Here is a 14,776-nt window from a genome sequence, read left to right as displayed (position 1 = left end):
AGCAAGCGAGGAGCATGGGGTGGCATCTGCAGTTGAACGAGCGCTCGACGGATTGATCGTGTCATGCCAGCCGGTAATCGGTGGCGCGATGGACCGGACCGAGATCGTCGTCGGCTTCGCACTGGCCGCCGTGGCAGGGGGGGCTGCTGCCTTGCGTATCGAGGGCCTGGCCAATGTCAGGGCCGTGCGTGCGGCAACATCGCTGCCGGTCATCGGCCTGGTCAAGCGGGCCGAAGCAAACACACCCGTTTTCATCACACCCCTGCTGCAGGACGTCGCCGATCTGGCGGAAGCCGGTGCCGACATCATCGCCTTCGATGCCACACAGCGGCCCCGCCCGGTTTCTGTGCCTGCCTTGATCGGGGCCATTCATGCCGCCGGACGCCAATCTATGGCCGATTGCGCCGAGCTCGCGGATGCCGTCGCTGCGGCAGAGGCGGGGGCATCCGTGATCGGCACCACCCTGTCCGGCTATGTTGGTGGGCCGGTGCCGGAGGATCCGGATGTCGACCTCGTACGCCGGGTCGCCGCTCTCGGGCGGCCAGTTTTCGCCGAGGGGCGCTATCGCACGCTCGCACAGGTGCAGGCCGCTCGTCAGGCCGGCGCCGATGCCGTGGTGGTCGGATCCGCCATCACCCGGCCCGAGCACATCACGAGTTGGTTCGTCGAGGCGGTGAAGTCGTCCTCTGCCCCATCCTCCTAGGAATGCTCATGCAGCCGCGGCCTGTCCTTGCGATCGATATCGGCGGCACCAAGACGCTTTCAGCCTTGGTCGATGGTGAAAGGGTACTGGAGCAGCGCCGTGTCGAAACCGCGCGCGAGAGCGGCCCGCAAGCCTGGCTGGATGCCGTCGTCGCGAGCATAGCCGATTGGCGCGGGCGCTATGCCGCGGCCGGCATCGCCGTCACCGGCCGGATAGCAGGAGGTCGCTGGTCGGCGCTGAATCAAGCCATCCTGCCGGTGCCGGATGGTTATCCTCTCGTGGAAGTTCTCACCGAGCGCCTCGGCGTGCCCATCACCGCCGTCAATGACGCCCAGGCCGCCGCCTGGGGCGAATATCGCTTCGGCGCGGGGCAGGGGGCCGACATGGTCTTCATGACGGTCTCGACGGGCGTGGGTGGGGGCCTGGTCCTGGGCGGGCGCCTGCTGATCGGCCGCAGCGGTCTGGCAGGACATGTTGGCCAGATCCTTACCGATCTCACGGCAGGCGAGCAGCGATTGGAGGATATCGCAGCCGGTTCTGCCTTGGCGCGATTGGCGGCCGGCAGCGGGCGGTGGCCCGACCCGCCGGCCCTGCTGGCGGGGGCCAGGGCCGGGGATGCTGGCGCCGAAGCCCTGATCGGCGGTGCCGTGCTCCCGCTGGTTCGTGCCGCCCGCTCCTTGCAGATGCTGATCGATCCGGATTGCTTCGTCATTGGCGGAGGCCTCGGTTTGGCCGAAAGCTTCCTCGATCGGCTGCGCAGCCACGCCGCCGCGCTTCCTCCCCAATACCGTCCCGAATTCCGCGCTGCCGCGCTCGGCGCCGAAGCGGGACTGATCGGCGTGGCCGATCTCGTCGACCCATAACCAGAAAGCGCACCGGAGGTGGATCATGTTTGAGATGAAGCGAGGTCGAAGGAACAGATGCAGGGCGTTGCTGGCCGGTCTGGCTCTGGCGCTGGCGGGCAGTACCAGCGCCTTGGCCGAGGTCACCGTTCTCGGCTGGCCGGGTGGGCCGGAAGAGACGGCCCTGCGCGCGACGGCCAAAGCCTATAACGAGCGCTCGGGCCTGGCCGATGCCGACAAGGTCAAGCTGATCTTCTTCAACCGCGAAGGGTTCTGGGACAAGCTGCAGGCCGATCTCGCGGCGGGTTCGACCGAATTCGATCTCAATCTGATCGCTACCTATTCACTGGGCAAATATGCACCCTTCATGCAGCCGGTGGATCTGCCGGCCGACAGCGCCAAGGTCTTCGGCGAGAAGGTGCTGAAGACCATGCAGTTCGACGGCAAGCAATATGGTGTGCCGACGGATCTGTCCTTGCATTTCATGTATGTGCGCAAGGACCTGATGGCCAAGCTCCTGGCCGATGACGGCTGGAAGAAGACCTATGGCGAGATCGCCCAGAAATATCTCGGCAGGCCGCTGCAGCCGGTGAAACCGGAGGCGTGGACCTGGGACGATTATGCGGCGACGGCCCTGTTCTTCACCAAGAGCATCAATCACGCCAGCCCGACGCGGTACGGCACCGTGCTGCAGATGAAGAACCTGTTGTTCAACATGATGGTGTTCCAGACCATGGCGCGGTCCTATGGCGCGGATTGGCAGGACGCCGCCGGCAAGATCACGGTGGATTCGCCCGCCTACCGCACCAGCCTGGAGCTTTACAAGAAGCTTTACGACGCCGGGGCCAGCCCCAAGGATTCGCTCTCCTACGAATATGCCGAGGCCAATGCCGCCTTCGGTGCCGGGCAGGTCGCCACCATGCTGCAATGGAATGCCGCCGCGGCCGATCTCGACAACCCGGCCAAGAACGCCGTCGTGGCGGGGAAGATCGACACGCTGGCTCCGCCCAAGGGGCCGGAGGGACGCACCACCCATATTCACGGCCTCGGCTTCGGCCTCAACAAGGCCTCGCCCCATAAGGAGGGGGCCGTCAAATTCCTGAACTGGCTCGCAGGCGCGGAGGCGATGAAGATCTACGCCGATGCGGGCGGTTCGCCGGCGCTCGACGCCAGTCTCACCGCGTCCCTGCCGAAGCGGCCGGACCTCGCCAAGATCGGCGACTTTGCCGGCCAGTACGGCTTCGTGATGACAGGCGGCACCTCGGCCGGCGCGCTGCAGGTCTACGAGACCCAGGCCAAGGACTTCACCGGCTATTGGGCGGGACAGACCGATCTTGACGCGGCGCTGAAGGATACCGCTGCCAAGATGCAGGAATTGTTGAAGAAATAATCGGTCTTCCTGTAGCGGAGCGGTGGCTTTGGTCATCGTTCCGCATGAGGACTCTGTGCGGGTGGGGCAAGGCGGCCGCAACAGGCGGAGGGCTCTTGCATGCCGCCTGCCGTTACGGCCGCCCTATCGAGCGGCTCCTGCCCGGAGACAGCCTGATGGCGCCCGCCAAGAGCAAGACACCCTATCTGCTCATCGCCCCGATCACCGGATTCCTGATCTTTTTGGTGGCGCTGCCGCTTTGCATCGACATCGTCTACTCGCTCTCGAAAGTGACCTTCGAAACCTTGCGCAGCCCGAGCCTGCAGGGCTTTGGCAATTTCGTCACTGTGCTCCAGGATGGCGCGTTCTGGAGGGCCATGGGCTTCTCGCTGAAGTTCGCCGTTGCCGCCTCGATTGCGCAAATCCTGCTCGGCCTGTTCCTTGCCATCTTTCTCAGCCCGCTCCTGGCTAAGCGGCCCTGGCTGATGGCGGCTCTGATGCTGCCGATGATGCTGGCCCCGGCCTTGGTCGGCCTGATGTATCGCCTGGTGCTGCAGGAGTTCGTCGGCGTGATCCCCTATTATTTCCTGCTTTTCACCGGGGACAGCCCGGCTTTCCTCAGCCCGGACAATGCTTTCGCCACGCTCGTCACCATCGAGGTCCTGCAGTGGACGCCCTTTGCCCTGCTGATCCTCTATTCGGCCTACCAGTCGATCCCCCTCGAAATCAGGGAGGCGGCGGCCATTGACGGTGCCGGCTATTTCCGCCGGCTGCGCTGGATCGACCTGCCCTATATGGCGCCGGCCATCGCCATCACCTTCTTCTTCCGCTTCATCGACAGTTTCCGGGTCTTCGACAATGTCTATGTGCTCACCGGCAGCGGTTCCGGCGGCAGCACGACCACCATCAGCATCTATATCTACGAAGCCTTCTTCCGTGGCAGCAACATCGGGGTTGCCGTCGCTGCATCGTTGATCCTGCTCGTGATGTCCTATGTCGTGGTGGCTGGGCTGATGACGCTGGCGGAGCGGCGCGCATGACACGGCTTCTCACCATCCTGCGCTGGATCGTCTTTCTCGTCGCGGCCTTCGCCCTGAATTTTCCGCTGATCGCCACCCTGATCGCCGCGTTCAAGAGCGAAGCGGAAATCGCTGAGAACCCGTCTCTGCTGATCGAGGCGCCGACGCTGGAGAATTTCGCCAAGGTGCTGGAGATCTCCGATCGCTTCGACATCACGCATTATCTCGTCAACAGCTTGATTGCCGCCTCGCTGGGCTCCTTGTTCGCGATCGTGCTCAGTTTTCCGGCAGCCTACGCCATCGTGCGCCATGGCGTCGGGCAGCGCTGGCTGCTGCCCGGGGTGACCAATCTACGTGCCATTCCGCTGATTATCTTCTCCATCCCGATCTATCTGATCTATCAGCGTCTTGCACTGCTCGATACCCGTTTCGGGCTCGCCTTGATCCTCTGCCTCGTCAACCTGCCCTTGGTGCTGGTGCTGATCGCCAATGCCATCAGGGACCTGCCGCTCGAGATCGAGGAGGCGGCTCTGGTCGATGGCGCCAGCACGTTCTATGTGCTGTGGCGGGTGGTGCTGCCCCTGACAGCGCCGGCGATGGCTTCCTCTGCAATCCTCGCTTTCATCTATGCCTGGAACGAGTTCCTGTTCGGCTTGATGCTGACGACACAGAGCGCCGTGCCGATCACCGTCGGAGCCTCGTTCTTCTTCGCGGCAAGCGGAGGTGGGGTACAATGGGGCACGGCGGCGGCGGTGATGATCCTTTCCGTGCTGCCGCCATTGCTCATGAGCCTGCTGGCCTATCGCTATATCGGCCGCTCCCTGACCGCCGGAGCCGTCAAGGGATAAGCGTGGCCCCGCCAAGACGCTTATCGCGGTGCGTTCTTGCGCAGGACCTCCAGGGCCTCCATGCGGGCCTTGGAAAGGTCCCATAGCGTCTTGGTGGCCGCCGCCATCAGGGCTTCTATGATGGCCAGGATCGCCGCGTTCGAATCCCAGTTCGACGGCACGCCCGTGCGTGCGGAAATGACATGGCGCGCAAAGCGGGCGATCGGCGACAGCCACTGGTCGGTGAACAGCACGATGGTGGCGCCGCGCTCGGAGGCTTCCTGCGCTAGGAGGATCACATCGTCCTGGTAGCGCCTGATGTCGAAGACGATCAGGACGTCGCGCTTTCCGAAATCGATGACCTGGTCACGCCAGGTTGCCGCCTGTCCCTCGACCAGCGTGACGTCGGGACGGATGACCCTGAGATGGCGCACGGTATAGAGCGCCACGGCTTCCGTGAGGCGCCCCCCGACGATATGCAGCCGACGCTTGGTGTCGACGATGATAGCGAGAATCGCGTCGAACTCGGTCGGCGCCATGGCCTCGAAGCTGTGTGTAATGTTGGCGACCACGGCGGCAGCGAAGGCGGAGAACGGCGTTGTATTCGCTTGTTCCGGTGCCTGCTTCATCAGCGGCGACTGCAACTGCGCCTCAAGTTCGTCCTTCAGATGACGTTGGAAATCGGCATAGGCCCCGAAGCCGAGCCGGGCGATGAAGCGCAGGATCGAGGGCGCCGAAATACCGGCTCGAGAGGCAAATTGCGCAACGGTCTCAAGGCCCGCGAACGGGTAGTTCGACAAAAGAACATGGGCGGCGCGCCGCTCGGTAGGGGTCAGCGAACCGAGCCTGCTGCGGATGGTCGTCGCCAAGGTCTCATCGCTTGCCGTGGTCGCCGTGTCCGGGCGTTTGGTCATCAGGCGACTCCCTCTGGAAAAGCGAGAGTGGAAGGTGGACACAATTTTCACAATTGACAAGTCGGCTACGGCTGTACTCAAAATAACACTCAATACAAAAATAAGCTCGGACGTAATGAATGTTAGAATCACTCACCGAGAGAGCCGCTAGAGGAACCTCGGATGGGGAAACCCAGCCCGAAACCGCTATCCTGGATAATGGGCGGGGCAGGGGAGCTCACGTCCTCGTTTGTGAGCACGCATCCAACTTCGTTCCTGCGCGATATGGCCAGCTCGGCCTGTCCGATGCCGACCTGCAGCGCCATATCGCCTGGGATCCGGGTGCCCTTGGCGTGGCGCGTGTGATGGCGCGCGAACTCGATGCGCCGCTGGTGTCCTGTGCCGTCAGTCGCCTCGTGATCGATTGCAACCGCGACCCTGCGGTATTCGATGCCATCACGCTCAGGAGCGAGGGCACTGTCATTCCTGGCAATACGGATGTCAGCGATGCGGAGCGGGCACGGCGGGTTCGCGAGGTCTACGAGCCTTTCCACGCCGAGGTTGCCGACGTCGTGTCGGCCAAGCGACTGGCCGGACCGGTGGCTGTCATCGGCATTCACAGCTTCACCCCGGTCTATAACGGCACCCGGCGCCCCTGGCATGTCGGCATTCTCTTCGACCGCGACGAGAGCCTGTCCGCGCCGATGGTCGCCGCCCTGCGCGAAGATCCGAGTCTGGTGGTCGGGGTCAATGAGCCCTACAGCCCGGGAGACCGCGTCTATCACACGCTCGATCGCCATGGCCAAAGCCAAGGCCTTCCCAGCGTGATGATCGAAATCCGCAACGATCTTCTGGCAGCGCCGAATCAGCAGGAAGAATGGGGCATGAAACTTGCTACCATCCTGAAGCGGATCGGCCTGCCGGAAGGCGATTCGCCAAAATGAGAGAGCCGGAACGACCGGCCGAAAACGATAGCTGCGTGAAAGGTAACATCCATCGGTCCAATGTCTATCGGTCCAATGTCGACCGATCCTGGACCATAAGTCGGGGGACTTTCTATGAGCGGATCGACTGACGAGGACGTCAAAGTCCTCCATTCCATGGGCTACGCGCAGGAATTGGCGCGCCGCATGGGCGGTTTTTCGAATTTTGCGATCTCCTTTTCCATCATCTGCATCCTCGCAGGCGGCATCACCTCGTTTCCGCTGGCGATGGGGACCGGTTCTGGCTTCGAAGCGACGATCGGCTGGGTCATCGGCGGCGTATTCGCCCTCGTGGTCGCCGCCTGTCTCGGGCAGATCGGTTCGGCTTACCCGACGGCGGGCGGTCTCTATCACTGGTCCTCGATCCTCGGTGGGCGCGGCTGGGGCTGGGCAACGGCGTGGATCAACCTGCTCGGCCTGATCTTCGTCGTCGCCTCGGTCAATGTCGGCGTCTGGCTGCTCTTCAGGGATCTGGTGCTGTCGGGCGTCTTCCATGTTGACGTAACGGCGTGGACCGCCGTGACCACCGACCCGTTGCCATCAGGCATGACGGCCGAACAGGCAACGTCGATCAACAATTCCGCCTATGCCGCACAGGTCGTTGCTGTCTGCCTGATCACGCTGGCCCAGGCCTTGATCAACCATTTCGGCATCAAGCTCACTACGCTGCTGACTGACTTTTCGGGCTATCTCATTCTGGTGATTGCCGTGGTGCTGACCCTGACCTTCCTGGGTTGGGGAGCCGGCTGGGACTTCTCGCGTCTCACCACTTTCGTGAACAACACCGGTGATCCGGGTGGCAACTATGTGCCTGAAGCACGGCCCGCCTTTATCGCTTTCCTGGTCGGCCTGCTCTATCCACTCTACACCATCACCGGGTTCGATGCCTCTGCGCACACCTCCGAGGAAACTCAGAATGCCCGCGTCGCGGTGCCGCGCGGCATGATCCATTCGGTGTTCTGGTCGCTGGTATTCGGTTTTGCCATGGCAGTATCCTTCGTACTGGCCAGCCCCGACCTGGCCCAGACCGCCAAGGACGGGGGTGCAGGCTGGTTCAATTTGTTCAACAACCTGCCCGCGCCGGGCTTGCTCAAGGATGTGCTGGCCATCGGCATCGTGCTGGCCAATTTCATCTGCGCCCTGGCTGGTCTGACCTCGACCTCGCGCATGATCTATGCGTTTGCCCGTGACGGCGGCCTGCCGGCTTCCGGCATCTGGAAGGGCGTGAGCCCGACCTGGCGCACGCCTGTGGCAGCGATCTGGCTCGGAGCGGTGCTCTCGATTGCCGCCACGCTCTATTCGCCCGCCTTCGCGGCCCTGGCGGCGGGCTGCGCGCTGTTCCTCTATGTCTCCTATGCGATGCCGATCGCAGCCGGATTGCTGGCGGAGGGCAAGACTTGGACCGAGTTCGGCCCCTTCCGCCTCGGTATCTGGTCCAAGCCTCTCGGCGTGATCGCCGTGCTCGGCGTGCTCGTCCTGATGTATGCCGGCATCCAGCCGCCCTTTGACATCCTGATCAACTACGCCATCGGCTTGCTGGTGCTGCTGCTGGTGTTGTGGTTCGGCATCGAGGCGCGCCGGTTCAAGGGACCGCCAATCGGTGGTGACATCGCCAAGCGGGCCAGCGAGATCGCAGAAGCCGAAAAGGCCGTCGGCCAGAGCTCCTGATCGTGACGACGGCCGGCCCCGGTGTCGCCGGGGCCGGCCATTCCAGGGCATTGAACCATCCACCAAAAACAGACCTAGAGAGACGGAACTAGCGGATCATGGCGAACCCAGCGAGACCAACCAATGCAGCCGAGGCGATCGCCTATGTGCGTGAGCACGGATTTTCCGATGTGAAAGTCGGTGTCTTCGACATAGACGGCGTCTTCCGCGGCAAATACATGGCTCGCGAGAAATTCGAGAGTACCCTCGAAAAGGGCTTCGGCTTCTGCAATGTGGTGTTGGGCTGGGATTCGAACGATCAGCTCTACGACAACACCAGTTTCGCCGGCTGGCACAATGGCTATCGCGACGCCGAGGCCCGGTTCCTGCCTGAAACCATGCGCGTCATCCCGCTCGAAGACGGCATGCCGCTCTTCATCGGCGAGTTCGCCGGCGAGGCGGAGGCCTATTGTCCGCGCGGCACGCTGCGTCGGGTGCTCAAGCGCGCCGCCGACATGGGTTACAAGGTCTCCGCTGCGGCGGAGTTTGAGTTCTTCGTCTTCGACGAAACGCCTCATAGCGTGCGCGAGAAGCGTTTTCGCAATCTGAAGAACATTACGCCGGGCTTTTTTGGCTACTCCATGCTGCGGGCCGGCGTGCATGCCGATTTCTACCAGGATCTCCTGCAGATGTGTCGCGATATGGACATGGAGATCGAAGGCCTGCACACCGAAACCGGCCCTGGCGTGCTCGAAGCGGCACTCAAGGTCGACGAAGCCCTGGCCATGGCCGACAAGGCCGCGCTGTTCAAGACCTACACCAAGATCCTCGCGCAGAAGCGCGGCTGGATGGCCACCTTCATGGCCAAGTGGTCGCATGACTGGCCGGGCCAGTCCGGGCATCTGCATGCCTCACTCTCGGATCTCAAGACCGGCAAGGGGATCTTCCACGACCCCTCCAAGCCACATGCTATGTCGGACGAGATGCGTTGGTTCGTCGGCGGCCAGCAGGCGCTGATGCCCGAATTGCTGGCGATGATTGCCTGCACGGTGAACTCCTATACCCGCCTGATCCCGGGCTTCTGGGCACCGACGGATGCGAGCTGGGGCGTGGAGAACCGCACCTGCGCCTTGCGCGTCATTCCCGGCTCGGAAAAATCCCAGCGGGTCGAGTATCGCGTGGCTGCCGCCGACATCAATCCCTACATCGCCCTGGCCGCGGCGATCGGCTCGGGCCTGTGGGGCATCGAAAACCGCATCGAGCCCGATGCGCCGGTCGAGGGCTCGGCCTACGATAAGAAATTCCCCAAGGCGCGCCATTTGCCACGCTCGCTGTGGGACGCGGCTCAGCGCCTGAAGGCCTCCAAGGCGGCGCGTTCGCTGTTCGGCGATGCCTTCGTCGAACACTACGCCGCGACGCGCGAGTGGGAGGAGCGTGAATTCCGCCGCACGATTTCGGATTGGCAGCTGGAACGCTATTTCGAAATCATCTAGATGTGATCACAAAGGGAATGGGCCGGGTCGACCCGCGATCATTCCTGCGTATTACAGGGATGTTTCGTCGTCGCGAGCCCTACCAATCGGCAGGATTGGCCTGGCGAAGCAACTCGGTTCTTCATGCGGGGCGAAGCCGGCTTGCTTCGCTGCGCTCGCAATGACGGTGCGCCAAGCCGTCCGAGGTTCTCAATCATGTCCGATATCGTCTGTATCTCTCCCATCGACGGCAAGGAGCTGGTACGTCGCCCGGCCGCCAGTGCTGCCGAGATCGACGCGGCCCTGGCCGCGGCCCGCAAGGCCCAGAAGGAATGGCGCCGGCTCTCCATCGAGGAGCGTAGCGCCTATGTCCTGAAGTTCCTCGACGCCATGCTGGCGATGAACCAGGAAGTGGTGCCGGAACTTGCCCAGCAGATGGGCCGGCCGGTGCGCTATGGCGGCGAATTCCGCGGTTTCGAGGAGCGCGTGCGCTATATGGCGCGCATTGCTAAGGACAGTCTGGCTCCGACCATTCCGGACGACGACCGTCCCGGCTTCAAGCGCATGATCAAGCGCGAGCCGCTCGGCGTGGTCTTCGTGGTGGCGCCCTGGAACTACCCGTTCATGACAGCGGTCAACACGGTTGCCCCAGCCCTGATCGCCGGCAACGCCGTGATCCTCAAGCATGCGGCGCAGACCATCCTGGTCGGCGAGCGCTTCCAGAAGGCGATGGATGCCGCCGGCCTGCCCAAGGGCGTGTTCCAGAATCTGGTGCTCACCCACGAGCAGACCAGCGACATCCTGGCCAAGGGACTGGTCGACCACACCAATTTCACCGGCTCGGTCGCGGGCGGGCGGGCCATCGAGAAGGCGGCTGCCGGCACTTTCATGACGCTTGCACTCGAACTCGGCGGCAAGGACCCAGCCTATGTGCGGGCCGACGCCAATGTCGAGCATGCCATCGAAAACCTGGTGGACGGCGCGTTCTTCAATTCGGGCCAGTGCTGCTGCGGCATCGAGCGCATCTATGTGCATGAGAGCCATTACGACCGCTTCATCGACGGCTTTACCAATCTCACCAGCCAATATGTGCTCGGCAACCCGCTCGAGGAGACGACGACGCTCGGCCCGATGGCCAATGTCCGCTTTGCCGACTGGGTGCGCAAGCAGACGGCCGAAGCCCTCGCCAAGGGAGCCAAGGCTCACATCGATACGTCGAAATTTGCGGCTGACGTGGCCGGCACGGCCTATCTCGCCCCGCAGATCCTCACCAATGTCGACCATTCCATGTCCGTGATGATGGAAGAAAGCTTCGGCCCTGTCGTCGGCATCATGAAGGTGAAGTCGGACGAAGAGGCGATCGCTCTGATGAACGACTCGCCCTATGGCCTCACGGCCGCGATCTGGACCCAGGATCTCGATGCAGCCGAGCGCATCGGCGGGGAGATCGAGACGGGCACCATCTTCATGAACCGCTGCGACTATCTCGATCCCGGCCTGACCTGGACCGGCGTGAAGGATACCGGCCGCGGTACGGGCTTGTCACGGCTTGGTTACGACTCGCTGACCCAACCCAAGAGCTATCACCTGCGCAGCCTGTGAATTGGGGGGCGGGTCTTCAGACCCGCCTTCACAACGCCCATAGCGGGTCTGAAGACCCGCCCCCATTTTCGGAACCCAACCATGACCACGACCTCTCCCCGCGCCAATTGGAGCTACCCCACCGCCATCCGCTTCGGCGCCGGCCGCATCTCGGAACTGGCAGAAGCCTGCAAGAGCGCCGGCATCACCGCGCCGCTGCTGGTGACGGATCCTTTCCTCGCCACCCAGAAAATGACCAAGGATGCACTGGAAAGCCTCAAGGCGGCCGGGCTGCATGCCGCCATCTTTTCGGACGTGAAGCCCAACCCGATCGAGTCCAACGTCTATGCAGGCCTGGAAGTCCTGCGTAAGGGCGGACATGACGGCGTCGTCGCCTTCGGTGGTGGCTCCGGGCTCGACGCCGGCAAGGTCATCGCCTTCATGGCGGGCCAGAAGCGGCCGATGTGGGACTTCGAGGACATCGGCGACTGGTGGACCCGGGCCGATCCCAACGGCATCGTGCCGATCGTAGCCGTGCCGACCACGGCCGGCACCGGCTCGGAAGTCGGCCGGGCAGGGGTGATCACCCAGGAAAAGACCCACACCAAGAAGGTGATCTTCCATCCCCTGATGATGCCCAAGGTGGTGATCTGCGATCCCGAACTCACCGTCGGCATGCCCAAGCACATCACCGCCGGCACCGGGCTCGATGCGCTGGCACACTGCCTGGAAGCCTATTGCTCGCCCTTCTACCATCCGATGGCTGAAGGCATGGCGGTCGAGGGCGTGCGCCTGGTCAAGGAATTCCTGCCGCGCGCCTACAAGGACGGCACGGATCTCGAAGCCCGGGCCCACATGATGTCGGCCGCGGCCATCGGCGCCACCGCCTTCCAGAAGGGCCTTGGCGCCATCCATGCGCTCTCCCATCCGGTCGGGGCGCTCTACGACACCCATCACGGCCTGACCAATGCGGTGTTCATGCCCTATGTCATCGCCTTCAACAAAAAAGCGGTGAAGGAGAAGATCGAGCGGCTGGCGGCCTATATCGGATTGAAGCCACGCTATGCGGCATTTCTCGACTGGACGCTGGCGTTGCGCGAGGAACTCGGCGTGCCGCATACGCTCGCGGGCCTCAAGGTCGACGACCAGAAATTCGACCTGATGTCGAAGATGGCCCCGAAGGATCCGACCGCCGGCGGCAATCCCGTCACGCTCACCAAGGCCGGTGCGCTGAAACTCTATCGCAAGACACTGGAGGGTGCTCTTTAGAGCGTACTGCTCTAGGGTGTCGTGCAAAAGCGGGTGCCAGTTTTGGCAAAAGCAACACGATGCCGGAGCCGAAAACGTGGCGTGTCGGTCATCGATCGGAACGCCACGTTCGATTGCACGATGCCAGCTATGCGCCACTATCAGGATCGCCTTGCAGCCTTGCCCTTGTGGGGCGGTTCCGTCGCCATCGAGGCCATGACCGGTGGCCTAACCAACCGCAATCTGCTGATTACCGCGAGGACGGGCCGCTTCGTTGCGCGCATCTCCGATGACAATGCTGCGCATGACATCGATCGCGCGGCCGAACAGGCGGCGACGCGGGCGGCGGCCGAATGCGGGCTCGGCCCGGAACTCGTTTGGGCGGAGCCAGGATTGATGATCCTGCGATACGTTGATGGAAAAACGCTTCGTTCGGCCGATCTTGCCGGTGCTGCTAAGCTTCGCCGGAGCCTGGCTTTGCTGGGCCGGGTCCGTCGGGAGATGCCCGCTCGCTATGATGGGGCGCGGCGAGACCGGAGCCCGATTGCGCTCCTCACCGGTTATGCCAAACGTCTCGCAGCAGAGCCCAATCGCTGGCAGCAAGCCATTGATCGCTACCGGCCGCTTGTCGAACGCCTGCGCGCGCGGTTGGAGCTGTTGCCATCCGGCTTTGCCCACAATGATGTTCATGGCGATAACATCATCGATGATGGCAAGCGCCTTTGGCTGCTCGATTGGGAATATGCGGGGTATGGCCAACCTCTCGTCGATCTCGCCAGCCTCGTCAACAATGCCGGCCTGGGGGATGAGGCCATTGAGATCGGCTTGGCCGACTGGCTCGGCCATGCACCCACGCACAGCGACGGAGAAGACTTTGCTGCCATGCGGCTCGCTGCAGCCATGCGTGACCTATTCTGGGGCTATGCCCAGGATGGGTTGGTGGCCGATCAGCCGGGCAAGCTCGATGACTACATATCGATCAACGAAGGGCGGGTGAACGCAGCTGCCGCTCTGATCTGAAGATCTATCAAACGGATGCAACGAGCCTGGCGAGGCTCCAGCGCCCAAAGACTATTGAAGTCGATACGATAGGTACGATGATAGTTCACCGAGAGATTTGAGTGTTCACATCATTTCAATTTTAAGTGAGACGCTAGTCGCGTGGCTACGCCTATGTTGCACGTGGTGGATTTCGTCAGTTATTATCCCAAGTAGATCTACGATTCTGACCTTTTTACGATTAATATCGATCTAATTGCTTATGCAACTCTGGGTTGGTTGATCATTGTAAAATGAAATATTTGAGCTGTATTGAAATAATTACTTATTCGGTGTTGAGATGAAAAGAGCCAGTGTCCTTATCGCTTGTGTATGTGGAAACCGTTTTGTCGATATCGATGCTGTGCGCTCCTTTCTCGGCATTGCGCTGGATTTGAAAGAGCGAAAGATCGAGGTCGACTTTCTCGGTCAATCCGGCATTCCCCACCTGGAGCATGCACGGAACGCGGTCGTCAGCTATTTCCTGGAAAAACGGGGCGATTATCTCCTGTGCCTGGATTCCGATATGGAGGTGTCGCCCAAGACGATCGGGCGCTTGCTGCAGTTCAGCCAACTCCACGACAAGCCCTTCACAGCGGCGCCCTATGTCTCGAAGGGCTATGACAATGAGAAGACCAGCAAGGTTTTCGCTCGCGATCTCGATGATTTTCATGCCGTCACATCTCGCTGGAACGTGGTCTTCGAGGACCCGACGGCATTAACGGGACAGGGGCGGCTCGACATGCGCAACGGGTTTGCGCGCGCCGTCAGAGTGGGGGCGGGGGCCATGCTCTGCCGCCGCGACATGCTCGAGACCATGGCCGCACACTATAGGGACGAAGGCTACTTCTACCATAACGTCCCGTTTCGCTTGTTTCCGCTGTTCAACATCCCCGTGGTGAATGGCGAGGCGGTTGGCGAGGATTATGCGTTTTGCGACCGATGGCGTGAATGTGGCGGCGAGTTGTGGGTCGATACCACGGCAACGATCCGCCACAACGGCCACCATTCCTATCGCGGTAATCTCGCTGAAACCCTGGATCTACGGCGACGCGCCCTGAGCCAAGGCGAGGCTTGAGCCTAAAAACACGCCGAGGCTGGTGGCCTGCCTTCTCCCCATCCGGCTCATGGCGTTGGCACTATAGCGTTCAAGC

Annotated in this window: 11 protein-coding genes and 1 pseudogene; 11 read left to right on the top strand and 1 reads right to left on the bottom strand. The window is 62.3% G+C overall.

The window, feature by feature from the left end; all coding sequences use genetic code 11:
- The first annotated feature begins 88 nt into the window (after nucleotides 1–88).
- The 4 genes and pseudogenes from AB4037_RS16860 (at nucleotide 89) to AB4037_RS16845 (ending at nucleotide 4,781) form a co-directional block, all read left to right on the top strand.
- Nucleotides 89–1,566, top strand: a pseudogene (locus AB4037_RS16860) (putative N-acetylmannosamine-6-phosphate 2-epimerase).
- Between the two features lie 34 nt (nucleotides 1,567–1,600).
- Nucleotides 1,601–2,935 (top strand): extracellular solute-binding protein, encoded by a 1,335-nt coding sequence (locus tag AB4037_RS16855; protein WP_441772416.1) that lies wholly within the window; start codon nucleotides 1,601–1,603, stop codon nucleotides 2,933–2,935.
- Nucleotides 2,936–3,090: 155 nt separating this feature from the next.
- On the top strand, nucleotides 3,091–3,954 hold the full coding sequence (locus tag AB4037_RS16850; RefSeq protein WP_441772293.1) for a carbohydrate ABC transporter permease: 864 nt from the start codon (nucleotides 3,091–3,093) through the stop codon (nucleotides 3,952–3,954).
- Nucleotides 3,951–4,781 (top strand): carbohydrate ABC transporter permease, encoded by an 831-nt coding sequence (locus AB4037_RS16845; RefSeq protein WP_434957010.1) that lies wholly within the window; start codon nucleotides 3,951–3,953, stop codon nucleotides 4,779–4,781. Before AB4037_RS16850 ends, AB4037_RS16845 begins: the two co-directional genes overlap by 4 nt.
- A gap of 20 nt (nucleotides 4,782–4,801) precedes the next feature.
- Here the strand turns inward: AB4037_RS16845 and AB4037_RS16840 are convergent, their stop codons facing one another.
- Nucleotides 4,802–5,674 carry a MurR/RpiR family transcriptional regulator gene (locus tag AB4037_RS16840; protein WP_434957009.1) on the bottom strand — a complete coding sequence of 291 codons (873 nt, stop codon included), beginning with the start codon at nucleotides 5,672–5,674 and terminating at the stop codon, nucleotides 4,802–4,804.
- Nucleotides 5,675–5,793: 119 nt separating this feature from the next.
- Between AB4037_RS16840 and AB4037_RS16835 the strand changes: the two genes are divergently transcribed.
- The 7 genes from AB4037_RS16835 (at nucleotide 5,794) to AB4037_RS16805 (ending at nucleotide 14,700) form a co-directional block, all read left to right on the top strand.
- Nucleotides 5,794–6,597 carry an N-formylglutamate amidohydrolase gene (locus tag AB4037_RS16835; RefSeq protein WP_434957008.1) on the top strand — a complete coding sequence of 268 codons (804 nt, stop codon included), beginning with the start codon at nucleotides 5,794–5,796 and terminating at the stop codon, nucleotides 6,595–6,597.
- A gap of 114 nt (nucleotides 6,598–6,711) precedes the next feature.
- On the top strand, nucleotides 6,712–8,304 hold the full coding sequence (locus AB4037_RS16830) for an amino acid permease (protein ID WP_441772292.1): 1,593 nt from the start codon (nucleotides 6,712–6,714) through the stop codon (nucleotides 8,302–8,304).
- 98 nt (nucleotides 8,305–8,402) lie between these two features.
- Nucleotides 8,403–9,776 (top strand): glutamine synthetase family protein, encoded by a 1,374-nt coding sequence (locus AB4037_RS16825; RefSeq protein WP_434957006.1) that lies wholly within the window; start codon nucleotides 8,403–8,405, stop codon nucleotides 9,774–9,776.
- 195 nt (nucleotides 9,777–9,971) lie between these two features.
- Nucleotides 9,972–11,357: an aldehyde dehydrogenase family protein gene (locus tag AB4037_RS16820; RefSeq protein ID WP_441772291.1), complete on the top strand. Its 1,386-nt coding sequence runs from the start codon at nucleotides 9,972–9,974 to the stop codon at nucleotides 11,355–11,357.
- Nucleotides 11,358–11,438: 81 nt separating this feature from the next.
- Nucleotides 11,439–12,605 carry an iron-containing alcohol dehydrogenase gene (locus AB4037_RS16815; protein ID WP_441772290.1) on the top strand — a complete coding sequence of 389 codons (1,167 nt, stop codon included), beginning with the start codon at nucleotides 11,439–11,441 and terminating at the stop codon, nucleotides 12,603–12,605.
- Between the two features lie 21 nt (nucleotides 12,606–12,626).
- Complete coding sequence (locus tag AB4037_RS16810) at nucleotides 12,627–13,604, top strand: phosphotransferase (protein ID WP_441772289.1); 978 nt, start codon at nucleotides 12,627–12,629, stop codon at nucleotides 13,602–13,604.
- A 382-nt stretch (nucleotides 13,605–13,986) separates the two neighbouring features.
- Nucleotides 13,987–14,700: a glycosyltransferase family 2 protein gene (locus AB4037_RS16805; protein WP_441772288.1), complete on the top strand. Its 714-nt coding sequence runs from the start codon at nucleotides 13,987–13,989 to the stop codon at nucleotides 14,698–14,700.
- Nucleotides 14,701–14,776: the final 76 nt, after the last annotated feature.

Source organism: Labrys sp. KB_33_2, assembly GCF_052114505.1.
Classification (GTDB): Bacteria; Pseudomonadota; Alphaproteobacteria; order Rhizobiales; family Labraceae; genus Labrys.
This window is presented reverse-complemented; position numbering and strand designations above follow the sequence as displayed.

Bases quoted from the DNA above. Each gene is read 5' to 3' on its own strand.
- AB4037_RS16855 (WP_441772416.1), top strand. From the start codon at position 1,601: ATGAAGCGAGGTCGAAGGAACAGATGCAGGGCGTTGCTGGCCGGTCTG.
- AB4037_RS16850 (WP_441772293.1), top strand. From the start codon at position 3,091: ATGGCGCCCGCCAAGAGCAAGACACCCTATCTGCTCATCGCCCCGATC.
- AB4037_RS16845 (WP_434957010.1), top strand. From the start codon at position 3,951: ATGACACGGCTTCTCACCATCCTGCGCTGGATCGTCTTTCTCGTCGCG.
- AB4037_RS16840 (WP_434957009.1), bottom strand. From the start codon at position 5,674: ATGACCAAACGCCCGGACACGGCGACCACGGCAAGCGATGAGACCTTG.
- AB4037_RS16835 (WP_434957008.1), top strand. From the start codon at position 5,794: ATGTTAGAATCACTCACCGAGAGAGCCGCTAGAGGAACCTCGGATGGG.
- AB4037_RS16830 (WP_441772292.1), top strand. From the start codon at position 6,712: ATGAGCGGATCGACTGACGAGGACGTCAAAGTCCTCCATTCCATGGGC.
- AB4037_RS16825 (WP_434957006.1), top strand. From the start codon at position 8,403: ATGGCGAACCCAGCGAGACCAACCAATGCAGCCGAGGCGATCGCCTAT.
- AB4037_RS16820 (WP_441772291.1), top strand. From the start codon at position 9,972: ATGTCCGATATCGTCTGTATCTCTCCCATCGACGGCAAGGAGCTGGTA.
- AB4037_RS16815 (WP_441772290.1), top strand. From the start codon at position 11,439: ATGACCACGACCTCTCCCCGCGCCAATTGGAGCTACCCCACCGCCATC.